We start from the raw sequence: 16,638 nt of genomic DNA, 5'->3' as shown, positions 1-16,638 counted from the left end.
AAGGTTAAGCCTCACGGATCATTAGTACTGGTTAGCTCAATGCATCGCTGCACTTACACACCCAGCCTATCAACGTCATAGTCTTTAACGTTCCTTCAGGGGGCTTAAAGCCCCAGGGAAGACTCATCTCGAGGCAAGTTTCCCGCTTAGATGCTTTCAGCGGTTATCTCTTCCGAATTTAGCTACCGGGCAATGCCATTGGCATGACAACCCGAACACCAGTGATTCGTCCACTCCGGTCCTCTCGTACTAGGAGCAGCCCCTCTCAATCTTCCAACGCCCACGGCAGATAGGGACCGAACTGTCTCACGACGTTCTAAACCCAGCTCGCGTACCACTTTAAATGGCGAACAGCCATACCCTTGGGACCTACTTCAGCCCCAGGATGTGATGAGCCGACATCGAGGTGCCAAACACCGCCGTCGATATGAACTCTTGGGCGGTATCAGCCTGTTATCCCCGGAGTACCTTTTATCCGTTGAGCGATGGCCCTTCCATTCAGAACCACCGGATCACTAAGACCTACTTTCGTACCTGCTCGAGCCGTCACTCTCGCAGTCAAGCTAGCTTATGCCTTTGCACTAACCTCACGATGTCCGACCGTGATTAGCTAACCTTCGTGCTCCTCCGTTACTCTTTGGGAGGAGACCGCCCCAGTCAAACTACCCACCAGACACTGTCCTCACCCCGGATCACGGGGCCGAGTTAGAACATCAAACATTAAAGGGTGGTATTTCAAGGTTGGCTCCATGCAGACTGGCGTCCACACTTCAATGCCTCCCACCTATCCTACACATCAAGGCTCAATGTTCAGTGTCAAGCTATAGTAAAGGTTCACGGGGTCTTTCCGTCTTGCCGCGGGTACACTGCATCTTCACAGCGAGTTCAATTTCACTGAGTCTCGGGTGGAGACAGCCTGGCCATCATTACGCCATTCGTGCAGGTCGGAACTTACCCGACAAGGAATTTCGCTACCTTAGGACCGTTATAGTTACGGCCGCCGTTTACTGGGGCTTCGATCAAGAGCTTCGCCTTGCGGCTGACCCCATCAATTAACCTTCCAGCACCGGGCAGGCGTCACACCGTATACGTCCACTTTCGTGTTTGCACAGTGCTGTGTTTTTATTAAACAGTTGCAGCCAGCTGGTATCTGCGACTGGCTTCGGCGCCGGGAGCAAGTCCCATTACCTAACGCCAGCGTGCCTTCTCCCGAAGTTACGGCACCATTTTGCCTAGTTCCTTCACCCGAGTTCTCTCAAGCGCCTGAGTATTCTCTACCTGACCACCTGTGTCGGTTTGGGGTACGATTTAATGTTACCTGATGCTTAGAGGCTTTTCCTGGAAGCTTGGCATCAACTACTTCATCACCGTAGTGACTCGTCATCACACCTCAGCGTTGATAAGCAACCGGATTTACCAAGTCGCTCCGCCTACATGCTTAAACCGGGACAACCGTCGCCCGGCTAGCCTAGCCTTCTCCGTCCCCCCTTCGCAGTAACACCAAGTACAGGAATATTAACCTGTTTCCCATCGACTACGCTTTTCAGCCTCGCCTTAGGGGTCGACTCACCCTGCCCCGATTAACGTTGGACAGGAACCCTTGGTCTTCCGGCGTGCGGGTTTTTCACCCGCATTATCGTTACTTATGTCAGCATTCGCACTTCTGATACCTCCAGCAACCCTCACAGGTCACCTTCAACGGCTTACAGAACGCTCCCCTACCCAACAACACCTAAGTGTCGCTGCCGCAGCTTCGGTGCATGGTTTAGCCCCGTTACATCTTCCGCGCAGGCCGACTCGACCAGTGAGCTATTACGCTTTCTTTAAATGATGGCTGCTTCTAAGCCAACATCCTGGCTGTCTGTGCCTTCCCACATCGTTTCCCACTTAACCATGACTTTGGGACCTTAGCTGGCGGTCTGGGTTGTTTCCCTCTTCACGACGGACGTTAGCACCCGCCGTGTGTCTCCCGTGATAACATTCTTCGGTATTCGGAGTTTGCATCGGTTTGGTAAGTCGGGATGACCCCCTAGCCGAAACAGTGCTCTACCCCCGAAGATGAGTTCACGAGGCGCTACCTAAATAGCTTTCGGGGAGAACCAGCTATCTCCCGGTTTGATTGGCCTTTCACCCCCAGCCACAAGTCATCCGCTAATTTTTCAACATTAGTCGGTTCGGTCCTCCAGTTAGTGTTACCCAACCTTCAACCTGCCCATGGCTAGATCACCGGGTTTCGGGTCTATACCTTGCAACTAGACGCCCAGTTAAGACTCGGTTTCCCTACGGCTCCCCTATTCGGTTAACCTTGCTACAAAATATAAGTCGCTGACCCATTATACAAAAGGTACGCAGTCACCCAACTAGTAGGCTCCCACTGCTTGTACGTACACGGTTTCAGGTTCTATTTCACTCCCCTCGCCGGGGTTCTTTTCGCCTTTCCCTCACGGTACTGGTTCACTATCGGTCAGTCAGGAGTATTTAGCCTTGGAGGATGGTCCCCCCATATTCAGACAGGATGTCACGTGTCCCGCCCTACTCATCGAGTTCACAGAATGCGTGTTTTGGTGTACGGGACTATCACCCTGTACCGTGCGACTTTCCAGACGCTTCCACTAACACACAAACTGATTCAGACTCTGGGCTCTTCCCCGTTCGCTCGCCGCTACTGGGGGAATCTCGGTTGATTTCTTTTCCTCGGGGTACTTAGATGTTTCAGTTCCCCCGGTTCGCCTTGCATGGCTATGTATTCACCATGCAATAGTGCAACGAATTGCACTGGGTTTCCCCATTCGGGTATCGTCGGTTGTAACGGTTCATATCACCTTACCGACGCTTTTCGCAGATTAGCACGCCCTTCATCGCCTCTGACTGCCTAGGCATCCACCGTGTACGCTTAGTCGCTTAACCTCACAACCCGAAGGTGTTTTTCGTTATTGGTGTGGCTGTGAACACACTCTGCTATGTTGTGCAGTGCGCGCAATCCTCATGAACGTTAAGTTCACTCCGGTTGCTGTGCGCTGTACGCCTTGCTGAGTGTCTTCTCGCTCACACTGCAAATGATTAACCCATTGGCATTGCGATTATTTGAGAGACTCTAATACAGGGTAATCCTTATCTCAGTACCTCTACGGAGAGATAAGTTTCAGCTGTATTGTTTCAATTTTCAGCTTGTTCCAGATTGTTAAAGAGCAATATCTTAAACACGACTTGTTAAAGTCATCTTTAAGATATTCAGTTGATAATGTCTTTCACACATTATCGGAGTGGCGTCCCCAAGGGGATTCGAACCCCTGTTACAGCCGTGAAAGGGCAGTGTCCTAGGCCTCTAGACGATGGGGACACAAAAATTGCTACTGAATCACTGATTCAGTATTTTTGTGTAAAGGTGAGAATGTGGTGACACATTCGAACAACTGATGCCGTGAAAACTCAATGTCGAGATTTTACAGCACAAGCCATCACCCTCATCAACAGGTGCTCTTGCTCATTTACATTCATCAGACAATCTGTGTGGACACTGCGCAATGCGTATCGTTAGGTAAGGAGGTGATCCAACCGCAGGTTCCCCTACGGTTACCTTGTTACGACTTCACCCCAGTCATGAATCACAAAGTGGTAAGCGCCCTCCCGAAGGTTAAGCTACCTACTTCTTTTGCAACCCACTCCCATGGTGTGACGGGCGGTGTGTACAAGGCCCGGGAACGTATTCACCGTAGCATTCTGATCTACGATTACTAGCGATTCCGACTTCATGGAGTCGAGTTGCAGACTCCAATCCGGACTACGACAGACTTTATGTGGTCCGCTTGCTCTCGCGAGTTCGCTTCACTTTGTATCTGCCATTGTAGCACGTGTGTAGCCCTACTCGTAAGGGCCATGATGACTTGACGTCATCCCCACCTTCCTCCGGTTTGTCACCGGCAGTCTCCCTTGAGTTCCCACCATTACGTGCTGGCAACAAAGGATAAGGGTTGCGCTCGTTGCGGGACTTAACCCAACATTTCACAACACGAGCTGACGACAGCCATGCAGCACCTGTCTCACGGTTCCCGAAGGCACTAAAGCATCTCTGCTAAATTCCGTGGATGTCAAGAGTAGGTAAGGTTCTTCGCGTTGCATCGAATTAAACCACATGCTCCACCGCTTGTGCGGGCCCCCGTCAATTCATTTGAGTTTTAACCTTGCGGCCGTACTCCCCAGGCGGTCGACTTAACGCGTTAGCTCCGGAAGCCACGCCTCAAGGGCACAACCTCCAAGTCGACATCGTTTACAGCGTGGACTACCAGGGTATCTAATCCTGTTTGCTCCCCACGCTTTCGCACCTGAGCGTCAGTCTTTGTCCAGGGGGCCGCCTTCGCCACCGGTATTCCTCCAGATCTCTACGCATTTCACCGCTACACCTGGAATTCTACCCCCCTCTACAAGACTCTAGCTTGCCAGTTTCAAATGCAGTTCCCACGTTAAGCGCGGGGATTTCACATCTGACTTAACAAACCGCCTGCGTGCGCTTTACGCCCAGTAATTCCGATTAACGCTTGCACCCTCCGTATTACCGCGGCTGCTGGCACGGAGTTAGCCGGTGCTTCTTCTGCGAGTAACGTCAATCAACCGTGCTATTAACACGACTGCCTTCCTCCTCGCTGAAAGTGCTTTACAACCCGAAGGCCTTCTTCACACACGCGGCATGGCTGCATCAGGCTTGCGCCCATTGTGCAATATTCCCCACTGCTGCCTCCCGTAGGAGTCTGGACCGTGTCTCAGTTCCAGTGTGGCTGGTCATCCTCTCAGACCAGCTAGGGATCGTCGCCTAGGTGAGCCATTACCCCACCTACTAGCTAATCCCATCTGGGCACATCCGATGGCGTGAGGCCCGAAGGTCCCCCACTTTGGTCCGAAGACGTTATGCGGTATTAGCTACCGTTTCCAGTAGTTATCCCCCTCCATCAGGCAGTTTCCCAGACATTACTCACCCGTCCGCCGCTCGCCGGCAAAGTAGTAAACTACTTCCCGCTGCCGCTCGACTTGCATGTGTTAGGCCTGCCGCCAGCGTTCAATCTGAGCCATGATCAAACTCTTCAATTTAAGATTTGTTTGATTTGCTATGAGTTAACATAGCGATGCTCAAAGATTACTTTCTGCAAATAAGCATTCGAACCGAAGTTCAAATGTGTACTGCTTTGGTCACTCTTCAAGACTTTGATATTTCTTCTGCCTGCCGAAACAGGCGTCGATATCGTCTTGCGAGTGCCCACACAGATTGTCTGATAAATTGTTAAAGAGCAGTGAGTTAGCAACCTTCCGGTCGGTAACTCGAGGTGCGCATATTACGCTTTCCTCATTCAGAGTCAACATTTTATTTCGTTGAATTTCTCTGTTCTCTTTGCCGGTCACTTAACTACTTGATTCGTTGTGTGCCGTCTCGATGGATGCGCATTATAGGGAGTCGAATTTTTTGCACAACTCTTTTTTCACGTTTTTCTCCTGTTTGAATACTTTTCACTCCTTACGGGCAGATCTTGGTCGATCCGCTGTATTTTGGCAGCGATCCTCGCAGCCAATTGGTTGTAATTCTATCAGCAAAGGCTAGTATTGCCGGTAAAGTACTTTCTTATAAAGAGGCTATTATTATGTCCGACGCTATTCGCCCCTATCTTCATTATTTACCTACGTTAGGTGAACGCGTCATGATTGATAGATCCAGTGTGATCATTGGTCATGTTATTTTGGGTGATGATGTCAGTGTATGGCCATTAGTTGCCATTCGTGGTGATGTCAATCAGGTGAGTATTGGCGCGCGTTCTAATATTCAAGATGGTAGCGTGTTACATGTTACTCATCACTCAGAGCATAATCCCGAGGGAAACCCGCTGATTATTGGCGAAGATGTGACTGTCGGGCATAAAGCCATGCTTCACGGCTGTACTATTGGGAATCGGGTATTGGTGGGGATGGGTTCTATTGTGCTCGATGGTGCGGTTATAGAAGATGATGTGATGATTGGAGCGGGCAGTTTGGTTTCCCCCGGTAAGCGGTTAGTTGGTGGCCACCTTTATATGGGTAGCCCAGCCAGACAAGTCCGCCCTTTAACACCTGCTGAATTAGAAGGCCTGCTTTATTCTGCGGGTAACTATGTGCGCTGGAAAGATGACTATCTGGCAGAAACTAAATAAGCATCAATAATAAGATTGCAGGGGGTAAATCCTTACTTTCCCTGCATAACTCAATATCTTTCTATTTACCTAACTCATCACGCAGCTGATTTAGCACTGGCGTTATCTCCGGCATCACTCCATGCCAAAGTTTAAAAGCATGAGCAGCTTGCCCCACCAGCATTCCTAAACCATCAGCATAACTTGTCATTCCCAACGGCTTGGCCCAAGTTATAAATGGTGTGTCACCTGTTTGGTAAAACATGTCATAGCAGCGTGTTTCAGAGCTAATAATATCCTGAGGTAAGTTTGGCACTTCACCATGAATACCCGAAGTTGTCGCATTTATGATTAAATCAAAGGGCTGCCCACTCAGATCTTGCATCTCGACAGCATCTATATCCCCTAAATGGTGGAATACTTCTGCAAGTTGCTGCGCGCGAGCATAAGTTCGGTTAGTGATAACGACTTTGCAGCCATATGAAAGTAAAGGAAGGATCACACCACGCGCCGCCCCACCAGCACCCACCAATAAGATACTGTCTGTCGTCTGGATCAAATGTTGTCTTTCAAGATCACTGAGTAAACCGATACCATCGGTATTGTCACCCAATAAGCGTCCATCTTCTAATTGCTTAATTGTGTTGACGGCTCCCGCCAGTGATGCACGATCAGTCAATTCATCACACTTTGCATGAGCGCGCTCTTTAAACGGCGTGGTTATGTTCGCGCCCAGAGCACCATCAGCAAAAAACGATATTAATGTTTCTTCAAATGAGTCATTGGGAGCGAGTACCATACCGTATTGATGCTCGATACCGGTTTGCTTGGCAAAAAGCGCATGAATCCTAGGCGATTTACTGTGCCCTATTGGGTTACCAAACACTGCGAACTTCTGATCCATGCTTTTTCCTACCCTTGACGGAATTGCTTACCGGTCAACGCATCTTTGATTTCAGATGGATTCAAGCGACCACCAACCTCGCCGGAAAGCACCGGTAAAGAAGAGCCAAATTGTATTCTAACTTCTTCTTCTGTACGGCAAGGTTCCTGACCGCTTAAGTTTGCACTGGTTGAAACCAGTGGCTTGCCATATTGGGAACAGAGTTTCTGTACAAGTGGGTGAGCACTCACTCTCACTGCTAATGAGTCAAAACTGCCCGTGAGCCAGAGTGGTGTCTCAGGACTAGCGGGGATGACCCAAGTGACCGGCCCCGGCCAAACGGAAAAAATCGTCTCTCGCTGGGCATCAGTGAGTGCCGAGTCATCCACATACGGTTTTAGCTGTTCATAATTGGCAGCAATCAGAATCAGTCCCTTCTGCCATGGTCGCTGTTTTAAGGCGAGCAATGCATTCACGGCTTTTTCGCTATCAGGATCGCAACCTAGTCCAAAAACAGCCTCTGTCGGATAAGCGATGACTTCATCTTGTTGCAATGCCCGCAACACATTTTTCAGAGAAGTATCCTCCTCTGGTTTAATCACACTGTTATTACTCACTGACGACTGCCTTCCCACATAACTTGCTGGCGCAAAAACGTTTTACACCTTGTGCTGTTCTCTTTTCCATTAACAATGGATAGTGGCAATAAGCACACTCTCCAACAATGGGTTGCTGATTAATTGTAAACTGGCAATCGGGGTAGCGATTGCAGGCGTGGAAAACCTTTCCAAACCGGGATTTACGTTGTAGCAATTTGCCTTGACCACATTGCGGGCAATCTATAGATGTTTCATCTGGTTTATCAATTACTTCCGTATGAGTACATTGCGGGTATTGGCTACAACCGATAAACATCCCAAAGCGTCCTTGCCGCAGCACCATATCTGAACCACATTCAGGACAATGTTGCCCTTCCAGCACTTTTACGATATGCCCGTCAGCCTGCGCTTTCAGTGGGCGCATGTATTGACAACCTGGATACTGTGAGCAACCAAGGAATGGGCCATGACCACCGCTGCGGATGACTAATGCCGATCCACACTCTGGACACGACCCATTATCCTTGGCAGGAACTGTTTTTGTCATAACGCCTTCTATATAAAGTTATTTACCCGTGATATTACCACTTAGTGTAAATAACCTTCATTGACTTCAAAAAGTAGCTCTTCCATCTGCTGGTAGGCGCTCTCATAACCAGGGATATTGAATAGCACCATTAATACCACCCATTTGAGATCCTCCAGATCAAGCTCGGTGGTATCCAGCGCCATTATTCGATCAATAACCATCTCACGGGTATCGAGTTGTAATACCTGAATTTGCTCCAGAAATAAGATGAATCCACGGCAAGTAACATCCAACCGTTGAGACTCTTCCGCCGTATAAATACGTAAAGCCTGCGGATCGGCAGCATAGAGATAAGGTGTTTTGTGCCCTTCTTGTAGGTCGGCAAGAGCCTCTAACCAATTCAAGGCGTTGTTGATATCCTCACGATAGAAACCCGCTTTAGCAAGATCATCACTAATATTGTCTTGATCAACAAGCATTTCCGACTCGTTGTGCATATAAGTTTCAAATAAGTAAATTAGAACGTCGAACATGGCCTGCCCTCCTTATTCGGACATAACCGCCGGGTACGGCTGCTACCCACCCTGCTAACTCCAGTTCGAGCAACTTGCTGACGATATCTGGCACAGGCTGGCCGGCACGTTCGGCGACGACATCAACAGGTGTCATCACATAACCACACACACCAACAAAAAACACCTAACACCATGATATTTAACGAGACACAAATCCGCACAAATCCGTACTAATCCAACCAATTTGGGCAAAATGTGGATCACATTAAAACCAATAACTAGCTCATCTATCGTGCTTCACTGAACAGCAATACTATCTATTCTAGCAGTAGCGCGGAACGCTACAAGATTAACCTATTGCTCCAATGGATTGAATTTTACCGCATCCTGCAAATGGTCTGGGGCAAAGTGTGCATAGGTCATAGTTTGCTGGATATTGCTATGGCCGAGTATTTTTTGCAGCGTCAAAATATTGCCACCATTCATCATAAAATGGCTTGCGAACGTATGCCGAAACACCCGCACAGATTGCCCTACGGGCAAGGATGGAATGACAGCTCGTAGTGTTTCTCTCACAAAATCGTAATCAACCCGTTGGAATAAACGCCCCCCTTCCGACTTATAAACTTCTTTATACAATTTAGCCGATATAGGGACAGTTCTATTTTTACCATTCTTCGTGTTATTAAAGGTCACCTTATATTTGATCACTGATGCACTTGTTAACTCCGCAGCCTCTTCCCAGCGTGAACCAGTAGCCAAACACAACTTAATTACTTTCAAATTGTCACCATCAAAACTCTTAAGCAACAAATCAATCTCAGTCCGTGAAAGGAAATACATCTCACTTTCTGTCTTTTTAATCTTGCCGATCCCCTTAAGAGGATGCTGGCTATGATAGTGACCGCTCTCTATAAGAGTGCTAAATACACCACTCAATATCATTTGAGTTCTATTTATTGTGCTGGGGCTAATCCCGCTAGATAGGCGGGCCGCTTTATAGTCTGCAAAAGAACTTTTTGTAACCTGGTCAGCGCGTGGATTCTTCATATCATCGGCTAACTTTTTAAGCCGCTGATAATCATCTTTCCCAGCCTTTAGAGTTTGGCCGTGATACTTCCACCATAGCTCTATCAATTCAATCAGTAGGCGGCGATCTGCCGGTTTCTCTATCCAATCTTTATTATTCTGCGTGGCAATAAGCCACCGCTCATACTGCTGCGCTTCTGATTTAGTATCAAAACGTTTACGCATCCGTTTGCCGTTGCGACCTTGCGGCCGCACATCAACAAGATACTGACCAGATTCAAGTTTACTTATCGTCATAATCGTCTGGAAGTTCACCCGTTTCTAGTAGAGTGAGTAATTCAGATTCCCTAACTATCATCGTGCCTTTTTTTCTGGCGACTTCCAGCTTTTTAGGGCCAGCGTTATATCCACCACATAGCAAATGTAAATTTACAGTGATGTCATTACGAACAATCATGCCAGCCGCAGCCGCTAACTTTGAAAGTCTTTCCTTATCCGCTTTTTTGAAGCCCGTAAAACAAATTTCTAATGCTCCACTGAAATCAAGAGGTTGATACATGCCTGGGGATTCATATCTGGTGTAGTTCTTCCTATTTGGGTTAGATACCGTTCTCCCTTCAAAAGAAAAATCACTGAAATCAGTATCGAGTAGTTCCGCTACATAACTATCTGCTTCGGTAGATGTTTCAAAAAAATCAATAACTCGCTCCGCGATGAACGTTCTATAACCACCGCGGGTATTACAATAGCCCTGTAGGTAATTCCCATGCAAGCCGGGACTGCTCAGCGTATAAGCCGCAACTTTGTTTTTTGTCGTCACATAAACAAAATGAATCTCTTCCATTTAATTAGCACTCCTTAACTTTCATACCATGCAAGGCGTTCTGAACAAATCCCGCCGTTACCCCAAGAAACATAAATTTTATAGATGGTTAGCCAACCTTCTGGTCTTTTCGGTGGTCGGATGTGTTGCCTTGCCCATCAGGGGAGAGAGCCGGCGATATCTGCCCGGCGGCTTCCGACGTTTCATTGTTATTACTCATTAGCCACATCATGTATTTTCTAAATTTAGGATGATTAATTACCTTATCAATAATGGATAAGCCGGGGTCTCTCTGCCCTGTCTCGTAATTTTTTACCGTACTCAATCCCAACCCCAACTCCTCTGCAAAAGCAGCTTGCGTTAATCCCTCGGCCTTTCTTATTTGCCTAAGTTTTTCAGCATAATCACTTGACATGGTACTCATGTGAAGTCTATCCTCATGATTGAAGTCTACATAAGAAGACTCTTAATCTTAACGAATCCAAACGAATCCGAACGTGATCAAAGAGGATAAGTCATGAGCACACGAAGTTCCAAGCCAGTCATAGTAAAAATGCCGGATTGCCCGGTAGTTTTCTGCCTCCCTTATCCAAAATTAACCCTGTCCGCGTATGCAGAAGTTACGGGCCAGACCGTCCGCACCATCCAACAGCAAGCCAATGAAGGGAAGCTGACATTGACCAAAAACAAGCCTGGCCGGGAACGACAGGTAAATATGGTTTATGAATTTCTTGAGGCTTACGAAGAAGCGCAGGAAGCATTAAGGCTAAAAGCATGACTTACCAGTCATTAGAAAACTTAGCGCGTGAGCTTATCCAGCCCACTCCTATTTGCGCACTGAACCGTATTAGCAACCACACCTATTCTTACCGTGGTTTTTTAATTACCTGCATCGAGCGCAACAAGATAAACCCCATCACCCGTTACCACGTTCGCCAGGGTGATCAGTCTTACGGCAAGTTTGACGCACTGGCGCAAGCCATTGAATACATCGACGAGCTGCACGACATAAGGTACTCACTATGAAGAAGTCACTGATTCTGCAACTCGCCAATATCGTGCTGCAAAACCATCACTTTCAAATGGAGGCTTCCCGCATAAGGCTTAATCAGGGCCTTATCGGTAATTTCAGCTTTATCCGTGGGTGCCGAGTCATTACCGCAAATACCATCGCTAACCTGGACATGTTAACAACGCTGGCCGTGACCACTGGCGAGGGTGACAACACGGTGTACCCATTATTAAGGGATGCGACTCGCGGATTTAAATCATGCAAGGTACCGCCCGAATCATTCAATGAAGTATTGAGGGGATAAAGCCCTCCCTCAAATAACAGATTTGCGAAAGGGTTTTATCCTTATCACTCTATATAGAGATCACTTTATGAGCCTGCAACTGCCTTTTTCAATCGCCGCCAATCAGGTGCTGGCGAAGTACAAATTTAGACAGACTTTCGTCACGACTCGCTGGATAGCTCGCAACGGCGTTTCAGAAGTTGTTTGGGCGGCCAACCAATTGCTAGATCTCGCCAGTGCAGCTTCATATGTTGGTAGCCAAGACGCCGAACAGATTCGCACAGTTGCCAATCACTGGCTCAAAGACTGCGTAACACCGCTGGAATTCTCTGAGTACGCAGAGGGACAAGCAAATGACCGCTAACCAATGCCCGTCACTGGCGGCAGTGCTAACGAACGGCCAGCAAGTGACACACTATCGTAATCAGCGCGGCTGGATAGAAACACCTGACGGTCGTTTTTATCAGCCGAAAGCTGCCGAAGTGCAGTTTATTAAAGGGTGTCGCTTTCCATTTATGACAAAGCCCAGGGCTAAACCCCGTTGGTGGGCGCGCCTGATGGGAATATTTGCGTAGGGGGATTGATGGCAAACACTGAAAAGGCCCGCGCGGTACCGCTGACATTAAAAGAGCGTCAGCACGGTCTACAGCATACCGCTGAAATTTGGTGTTTATTCCCCAATAAAAAACACCAGGGAGTTATTCCGGCACTGATTAGTGAAATGGGCGAGACAGACCCAAAAATGAAAGGTGCCATTTACTATCTGGCCGGTATTCCAAGGGCCAGGCATGAATTAGCGTTTAAAGAACTACTGCCACAAGAGCAGAGAAATATCGTTGATGCACTCAATAGATGGCGGGCATCAGCCAGTTTATTACCGCAAAGAATCACCTATATAGATTGTGATCCATTGCCAGATAATAAAAGTAATTAAATAACCACCTGAAATTAACAGGCGCTTTACTGCGTCGGGATTCCCATTATCTAAAAACGGGGTAATAACAATGACTGTGGCACCGATAAAACTAACCAAAGAGATAAACGACATAGAACTGGTCGAGCATTTTAATAATGCCCGCCTTTCTGAACGTTTGATATTGCTTGAGAGATTAGAAAACAAGTTGGCAGGGTTTGTCATTACCGACATAACGAAAGAGGGGATATTAAAAAACTTAGTGAATTGGATTTCAGAAATTAAACCCGTTGCTAATTCATCCACTGTAAATAAAGAGGCTAAATAATGGCTACTCATATTAATACTATCAGTGCACTTAAAGGTTTGACCCATGCGGCAAACTGTCTCATTCCGCTTGCTGCGCTCGATGGCATGAATGCAATCGTATTGAGAGCGCACGTCAGAAAACATTTAGTTGCTGCCGGAATTGAAATAGACCGCCTAAATAGTGAAGCATTCAAGCTACGACAGCGTGTTGAACATCTAGAAGAATTCAATTCATCATTCGAACCAAAATGGGATTCTTTAATTTTTGCGCTCATGGGTACGGATGCCGGTAAGAACATCTGTAAAGAGGGCCATGATAAAACGACTGAGCTAGCAATCAGGGCAATACATAAAACAGAATCTGACCGCAAAGAGGCTACACGTATTGCACAGGCATTTCAGGAGGCAGTATCACCTAAAACCCATCAATTAAAAATACTGCCTGAATATTTCCAAGTGGTTATTGAGGGAAAGAAAAAAGCCGAACTACGCACTAATGACCGAGACTTTGCGATTGGTGATTATTTACTTTTGGCTGAATGGGACGGTGGTACTGATGAATATACAGGCCGAAAGATTGTGGTGGAAATTTCAGATATTACTCAATGTGATTTCGTTTCCCCGAATTTAGTCATGCTTTCATTTTTTGATCCGTGCGATGAAATCCCATTTTAAGGGGGCGGCTATGACTACCCCAAATCGTCACGGCCAGCCCTGGTCACCGGATGAGGTGGCTTATTTGCGTGAAGCAGTAATCACCACCCGATATCAAGACATTGCCGAGCACTTGGGCCGGACATTAACCGCCATTCGTGTAAGAGCAAACGCCGAGGGTGTAAACCCATCAAACATTGGCGAATGCAATCGAAATGCCAGGCACAGCGATCATGACGTGGAATTATGCCGTGCGCTTTACGAAGAGGGGGTAAAGCCGAGGGTTATCGCTGGAAAAATGGAAATGCCAGTGAGTGCCGTATACGGAATTGTATATTACCGGACGCGCCGAACGCCCACCCCCGGTAGCTCACTCCCGCAATGACCAACAAGCGCAGTCGATTTCAACCACCACAGCCACGCCCCGGAAACGATGAAACGTTTACCGGGGTTTACTCTTGGAATAAACCCAACGCCAGCATAAACCCACTGCTGGATATTGAATGCTTCCCCAAAGCCAGCCCACTGGCGCGGGTCATTGATGCCTACCGCCAAGACCTGCAAGCGGCCACTGACGCTATGTTGACCGAGGACGAACGCAAGGCCAGAGGAAAACGTCAGCGGTGGATTGAATATTTTGAAGAGGCAGAGGACAGGAAAACACTCTTTTTAGCGCGCCTGGTTGAATCAAAAAAAGCTGAACGCAGCAACCCCGCGTTAGAGATTCAGGCCAATCTCACCAGCCAGCCTAAATTTATTCGCCAGCCATTACAGCGACGTATTGATTACTTACGCCGGGAACAGTGTGACGAGCGAGCCAATGCATTCTTAAACGGAACTATTGAGAAAGCATTGTCACGCCTGGACGCCATGAGAGGAAAGCAACAAAGCGCCGCAATGCGACATATTGCCAGCCGCGAGGGTTTGGACGGCCTGTTACATCTGGCCGAACTCAATAAAAGAGAAGTCACCACCCTGGCAACCATGACCGCAGCCCACATGGATATGTTGCTCGATAGCCAAATGACAACCCTACCGGCTGAAAATGCCACGCCAGACCAGATATTACGCCTCTATCACGCCGTCGCCAACGAAGCCCGGAAGCTCTCGATCACCCCGCCAAACTGGGATGCGCTCAACGATAAATTACGCCGTAGAGGTGAAATACCTTACGACCTGATCCCCGGAGCCTTGGCGCGTTTACGCTGTGCAACTTGGTGGAAAGGCCGCTTATGGCGCTTACGTTGTCAGTGGCGAGAGGAGCAAATGCGCGCGGCCATGCTGGTTCACAAGAAAGCATCCCCTTACATCAGTCAGGAAGCGCTTGTTTATCAGCGCGAACAGTGGCGGCGTTCTACTGAGTTTATCCGTGCTCATGAGCTGGTTAATGACAGCGGTTTTGTCATGGATATGGAAGAGGTGGTTAACGCCAGCGCCAGTAATCCGCATCTACGCTATATCGAAATGATGACCACCTGTAAGGGCTTAGAAAATCTGGCAGAAATGCGCGGAGATAAGGCGATGTTTTACACCATCACCTGCCCGTCGAAGTATCACGCCACGCTTAAAGATGGCAGACCTAACCCGAAATGGAGCACAAAAACCATCAAGGAAAGCAGTGATTATCTGGTCAACCTTTTCGCAGGCATCAGGAAAAAACTCAACCGGCTAGGTTTGCGTTGGTACGGCGTCCGTATTGCTGAACCCCATCATGATGGCACCGTCCACTGGCATTTAATGTGCATCATGGAAAAACAACACCGCGCCGCCATCACCCAAGTGATGCGGGATTTTGCGATCCGCGAAGACCGTCAAGAGTTAGGGCGGAATATTAAACCCCGTTTTGATGTAAAGCCGGTACTCAAAAGCAAAGGTACTATCACCAGTTACTTAACCAAGTACCTGGGTAAGAACGTGCGCGGCAGCAACCTTAAAGGGAAGTTGGACAAAGCGACCGGTAAGCCGATCGTCAGTAAAGAAACCGGGCAACTCTTGGGCGAAGACACCGAAAGGGCGGTTGCCTGGGCCTCACTTCACGGCGTCCAGCAATTCCGCTTTTTTGGCATTCCCTCCCGCCAGGTTTACCGAGAATTACGCATGTTGGCCGGCCAACTCCGACGCAAGGCCGAAGCAAAAGCCATCAAGATGGAAGCAGCAGCCACAACCAAGGACGAAACCGGCTTAAGTAAAGTTTGGTTATGGAAAAAAGTGCTGGCTAATAAAGATATGGATGATGTGTTAGCCGCAGCAGATGCCGGCTGCATGGCAACGTACATCCTCAAACAGGGTGGGGTGCTGGAACCGCGCCAAAACCACCTTATTCGCACCGCTTACATTGAATCCGAAACCCCTAATGACTACGGCGAGCACGGCACCAAAATTTTTGGCATCTGGTCGCCCAGCCTGGGCGAGCGCTCACGCGTTTGTATCCATAGCGATAACTGGAAGATGGTACGCAAAACTGATAGCGACGACAGCCAAACCAAGGCCACTCAGGTGGCCGTTGGGGTTGACGTTGGTTTTGATTTTGACATTGGGGCGGCAGTATCGCCCCTCGGACTCGTGGCAATAACTGTCCCCACCCCCGACGACGCAGCCCCAAAGCAGCGTAAAAAACGGACAACGCCAGCGCCAGATTTTAATAATTTTGACAGTTTCACCTACACCCAGCGGCGAGAACTCCGTAACCGACTACGGGAAGACGCCAAAAAACCACCGAAAAAAATTGAGGCGCAGCCTATCAGCGCCTCAATGGTGGAAATGTGCCAGAAAATCGACCAGGCCATACAACGTAGCGGCTGGATATTGGAAAAGTGGCAAATCAGCGTGTTAGCCAGGGGCGGCAATCTAGTACTACCCAACAAAATGACCGCCCGACTTGACCAGGAACGCTGGCAGCAGGGGGAAGTGAAGTTAATTAAGTCGTTTGATGGTAATTAA

At 48.2% G+C, this 16,638-nt stretch carries 18 protein-coding genes, 1 tRNA gene, 2 rRNA genes and 1 pseudogene; 11 read left to right on the top strand and 11 right to left on the bottom strand.

What is annotated here, in order from left to right; all coding sequences use genetic code 11:
• The 3 genes from AT01_RS13950 to AT01_RS13940 all read right to left on the bottom strand — a co-directional run bounded on the left by AT01_RS13950 (position 1) and on the right by AT01_RS13940 (position 5,082).
• A 23S ribosomal RNA gene (locus AT01_RS13950) occupies positions 1 to 2,907 on the bottom strand.
• A 357-nt stretch (positions 2,908 to 3,264) separates the two neighbouring features.
• Positions 3,265 to 3,340 (bottom strand) — tRNA-Glu (locus AT01_RS13945).
• A gap of 199 nt (positions 3,341 to 3,539) precedes the next feature.
• Positions 3,540 to 5,082 (bottom strand): 16S ribosomal RNA (locus AT01_RS13940).
• The 16S and 23S rRNA genes sit together here with 1 tRNA gene alongside, the layout of an rRNA operon.
• 545 nt (positions 5,083 to 5,627) lie before the next feature.
• Between AT01_RS13940 and AT01_RS13935 the strand changes: the two genes are divergently transcribed.
• The gene (locus tag AT01_RS13935) at positions 5,628 to 6,170 is read left to right on the top strand and encodes a gamma carbonic anhydrase family protein (protein ID WP_042548635.1); all 543 of its coding nucleotides are present in this window, start codon (positions 5,628 to 5,630) and stop codon (positions 6,168 to 6,170) included.
• Between the two features lie 61 nt (positions 6,171 to 6,231).
• On the opposite strand, the gene aroE is transcribed toward AT01_RS13935, so the two are convergent.
• The 8 genes and pseudogenes from aroE to AT01_RS13900 form a co-directional block, all read right to left on the bottom strand.
• The gene (aroE, locus tag AT01_RS13930) at positions 6,232 to 7,053 is read right to left on the bottom strand and encodes a shikimate dehydrogenase (RefSeq protein ID WP_042547558.1); all 822 of its coding nucleotides are present in this window, start codon (positions 7,051 to 7,053) and stop codon (positions 6,232 to 6,234) included.
• Between the two features lie 8 nt (positions 7,054 to 7,061).
• Positions 7,062 to 7,634, bottom strand: a complete 573-nt coding sequence (gene tsaC, locus AT01_RS13925; protein WP_004702371.1) for an L-threonylcarbamoyladenylate synthase type 1 TsaC — start codon at positions 7,632 to 7,634, stop codon at positions 7,062 to 7,064.
• A 7-nt stretch (positions 7,635 to 7,641) separates the two neighbouring features.
• Positions 7,642 to 8,178 (bottom strand): DNA topoisomerase family protein, encoded by a 537-nt coding sequence (locus AT01_RS13920; RefSeq protein ID WP_042547557.1) that lies wholly within the window; start codon positions 8,176 to 8,178, stop codon positions 7,642 to 7,644.
• A 41-nt stretch (positions 8,179 to 8,219) separates the two neighbouring features.
• Positions 8,220 to 8,693, bottom strand: coding sequence for a DUF494 family protein (locus AT01_RS13915; protein ID WP_042547556.1), 474 nt, complete (start codon positions 8,691 to 8,693; stop codon positions 8,220 to 8,222).
• Positions 8,665 to 8,838: pseudogene (locus AT01_RS21360) on the bottom strand (DprA-like winged helix domain-containing protein); the annotation flags it as partial. The pseudogene AT01_RS21360 and the gene AT01_RS13915, both read right to left, overlap by 29 nt.
• A 191-nt stretch (positions 8,839 to 9,029) precedes the next feature.
• Positions 9,030 to 10,001, bottom strand: a complete 972-nt coding sequence (locus AT01_RS13910) for a phage integrase (RefSeq protein WP_042547555.1) — start codon at positions 9,999 to 10,001, stop codon at positions 9,030 to 9,032.
• A complete protein-coding gene (locus AT01_RS20260) occupies positions 9,988 to 10,548 on the bottom strand; it encodes a BRCT domain-containing protein (protein ID WP_052489973.1) in 561 nt (186 codons plus the stop codon). Before AT01_RS20260 ends, AT01_RS13910 begins: the two co-directional genes overlap by 14 nt.
• Before the next feature lie 88 nt (positions 10,549 to 10,636).
• Positions 10,637 to 10,942: a helix-turn-helix domain-containing protein gene (locus tag AT01_RS13900; protein ID WP_042548633.1), complete on the bottom strand. Its 306-nt coding sequence runs from the start codon at positions 10,940 to 10,942 to the stop codon at positions 10,637 to 10,639.
• A gap of 102 nt (positions 10,943 to 11,044) precedes the next feature.
• Between AT01_RS13900 and AT01_RS13895 the strand changes: the two genes are divergently transcribed.
• The 10 genes from AT01_RS13895 (at position 11,045) to AT01_RS13850 (ending at position 16,638) form a co-directional block, all read left to right on the top strand.
• Positions 11,045 to 11,305, top strand: coding sequence for a hypothetical protein (locus tag AT01_RS13895; RefSeq protein WP_042547554.1), 261 nt, complete (start codon positions 11,045 to 11,047; stop codon positions 11,303 to 11,305).
• Positions 11,302 to 11,553, top strand: a complete 252-nt coding sequence (locus AT01_RS13890) for a hypothetical protein (RefSeq protein WP_082039612.1) — start codon at positions 11,302 to 11,304, stop codon at positions 11,551 to 11,553. The genes AT01_RS13895 and AT01_RS13890 overlap by 4 nt, the downstream gene beginning before the upstream one ends.
• Positions 11,550 to 11,843 carry a hypothetical protein gene (locus AT01_RS13885; RefSeq protein WP_042547553.1) on the top strand — a complete coding sequence of 98 codons (294 nt, stop codon included), beginning with the start codon at positions 11,550 to 11,552 and terminating at the stop codon, positions 11,841 to 11,843. The genes AT01_RS13890 and AT01_RS13885 overlap by 4 nt, the downstream gene beginning before the upstream one ends.
• A gap of 67 nt (positions 11,844 to 11,910) precedes the next feature.
• Positions 11,911 to 12,186, top strand: coding sequence for a hypothetical protein (locus AT01_RS13880; protein WP_042547552.1), 276 nt, complete (start codon positions 11,911 to 11,913; stop codon positions 12,184 to 12,186).
• Positions 12,176 to 12,397, top strand: coding sequence for a phage filamentation protein Fil family protein (locus AT01_RS13875; RefSeq protein WP_042547551.1), 222 nt, complete (start codon positions 12,176 to 12,178; stop codon positions 12,395 to 12,397). Before AT01_RS13880 ends, AT01_RS13875 begins: the two co-directional genes overlap by 11 nt.
• Positions 12,398 to 12,405: 8 nt before the next feature.
• On the top strand, positions 12,406 to 12,756 hold the full coding sequence (locus tag AT01_RS13870; protein ID WP_042547550.1) for a DUF5347 family protein: 351 nt from the start codon (positions 12,406 to 12,408) through the stop codon (positions 12,754 to 12,756).
• 70 nt (positions 12,757 to 12,826) lie between these two features.
• Positions 12,827 to 13,063 (top strand): hypothetical protein, encoded by a 237-nt coding sequence (locus AT01_RS13865; protein ID WP_042547549.1) that lies wholly within the window; start codon positions 12,827 to 12,829, stop codon positions 13,061 to 13,063.
• Positions 13,063 to 13,719, top strand: coding sequence for a DUF3850 domain-containing protein (locus AT01_RS21355; RefSeq protein WP_082039611.1), 657 nt, complete (start codon positions 13,063 to 13,065; stop codon positions 13,717 to 13,719). The genes AT01_RS13865 and AT01_RS21355 overlap by 1 nt, the downstream gene beginning before the upstream one ends.
• 10 nt (positions 13,720 to 13,729) lie before the next feature.
• The gene (locus tag AT01_RS13855; protein WP_042547548.1) at positions 13,730 to 14,083 is read left to right on the top strand and encodes a hypothetical protein; all 354 of its coding nucleotides are present in this window, start codon (positions 13,730 to 13,732) and stop codon (positions 14,081 to 14,083) included.
• Complete coding sequence (locus AT01_RS13850) at positions 14,080 to 16,638, top strand: replication endonuclease (protein WP_082039610.1); 2,559 nt, start codon at positions 14,080 to 14,082, stop codon at positions 16,636 to 16,638. Before AT01_RS13855 ends, AT01_RS13850 begins: the two co-directional genes overlap by 4 nt.

It is taken from the genome of Yersinia aldovae 670-83 (genome assembly GCF_000834395.1).
GTDB classification, from domain to species: domain Bacteria; phylum Pseudomonadota; class Gammaproteobacteria; order Enterobacterales; family Enterobacteriaceae; genus Yersinia; species Yersinia aldovae.
Note: the sequence above shows the minus strand (reverse complement) of the source record. Positions and strands in the feature narration are given on the sequence as shown.

Coding starts and splice junctions, on each gene's coding strand:
- AT01_RS13935 (WP_042548635.1), top strand. CDS start 5,628: ATGTCCGACGCTATTCGCCCCTATCTTCATTATTTACCTACGTTAGGT.
- aroE (WP_042547558.1), bottom strand. CDS start 7,053: ATGGATCAGAAGTTCGCAGTGTTTGGTAACCCAATAGGGCACAGTAAA.
- AT01_RS13920 (WP_042547557.1), bottom strand. CDS start 8,178: ATGACAAAAACAGTTCCTGCCAAGGATAATGGGTCGTGTCCAGAGTGT.
- AT01_RS13915 (WP_042547556.1), bottom strand. CDS start 8,693: ATGTTCGACGTTCTAATTTACTTATTTGAAACTTATATGCACAACGAG.
- AT01_RS13910 (WP_042547555.1), bottom strand. CDS start 10,001: ATGACGATAAGTAAACTTGAATCTGGTCAGTATCTTGTTGATGTGCGG.
- AT01_RS20260 (WP_052489973.1), bottom strand. CDS start 10,548: ATGGAAGAGATTCATTTTGTTTATGTGACGACAAAAAACAAAGTTGCG.
- AT01_RS13900 (WP_042548633.1), bottom strand. CDS start 10,942: ATGTCAAGTGATTATGCTGAAAAACTTAGGCAAATAAGAAAGGCCGAG.
- AT01_RS13895 (WP_042547554.1), top strand. CDS start 11,045: ATGAGCACACGAAGTTCCAAGCCAGTCATAGTAAAAATGCCGGATTGC.
- AT01_RS13890 (WP_082039612.1), top strand. CDS start 11,302: ATGACTTACCAGTCATTAGAAAACTTAGCGCGTGAGCTTATCCAGCCC.
- AT01_RS13885 (WP_042547553.1), top strand. CDS start 11,550: ATGAAGAAGTCACTGATTCTGCAACTCGCCAATATCGTGCTGCAAAAC.
- AT01_RS13880 (WP_042547552.1), top strand. CDS start 11,911: ATGAGCCTGCAACTGCCTTTTTCAATCGCCGCCAATCAGGTGCTGGCG.
- AT01_RS13875 (WP_042547551.1), top strand. CDS start 12,176: ATGACCGCTAACCAATGCCCGTCACTGGCGGCAGTGCTAACGAACGGC.
- AT01_RS13870 (WP_042547550.1), top strand. CDS start 12,406: ATGGCAAACACTGAAAAGGCCCGCGCGGTACCGCTGACATTAAAAGAG.
- AT01_RS13865 (WP_042547549.1), top strand. CDS start 12,827: ATGACTGTGGCACCGATAAAACTAACCAAAGAGATAAACGACATAGAA.
- AT01_RS21355 (WP_082039611.1), top strand. CDS start 13,063: ATGGCTACTCATATTAATACTATCAGTGCACTTAAAGGTTTGACCCAT.
- AT01_RS13855 (WP_042547548.1), top strand. CDS start 13,730: ATGACTACCCCAAATCGTCACGGCCAGCCCTGGTCACCGGATGAGGTG.
- AT01_RS13850 (WP_082039610.1), top strand. CDS start 14,080: ATGACCAACAAGCGCAGTCGATTTCAACCACCACAGCCACGCCCCGGA.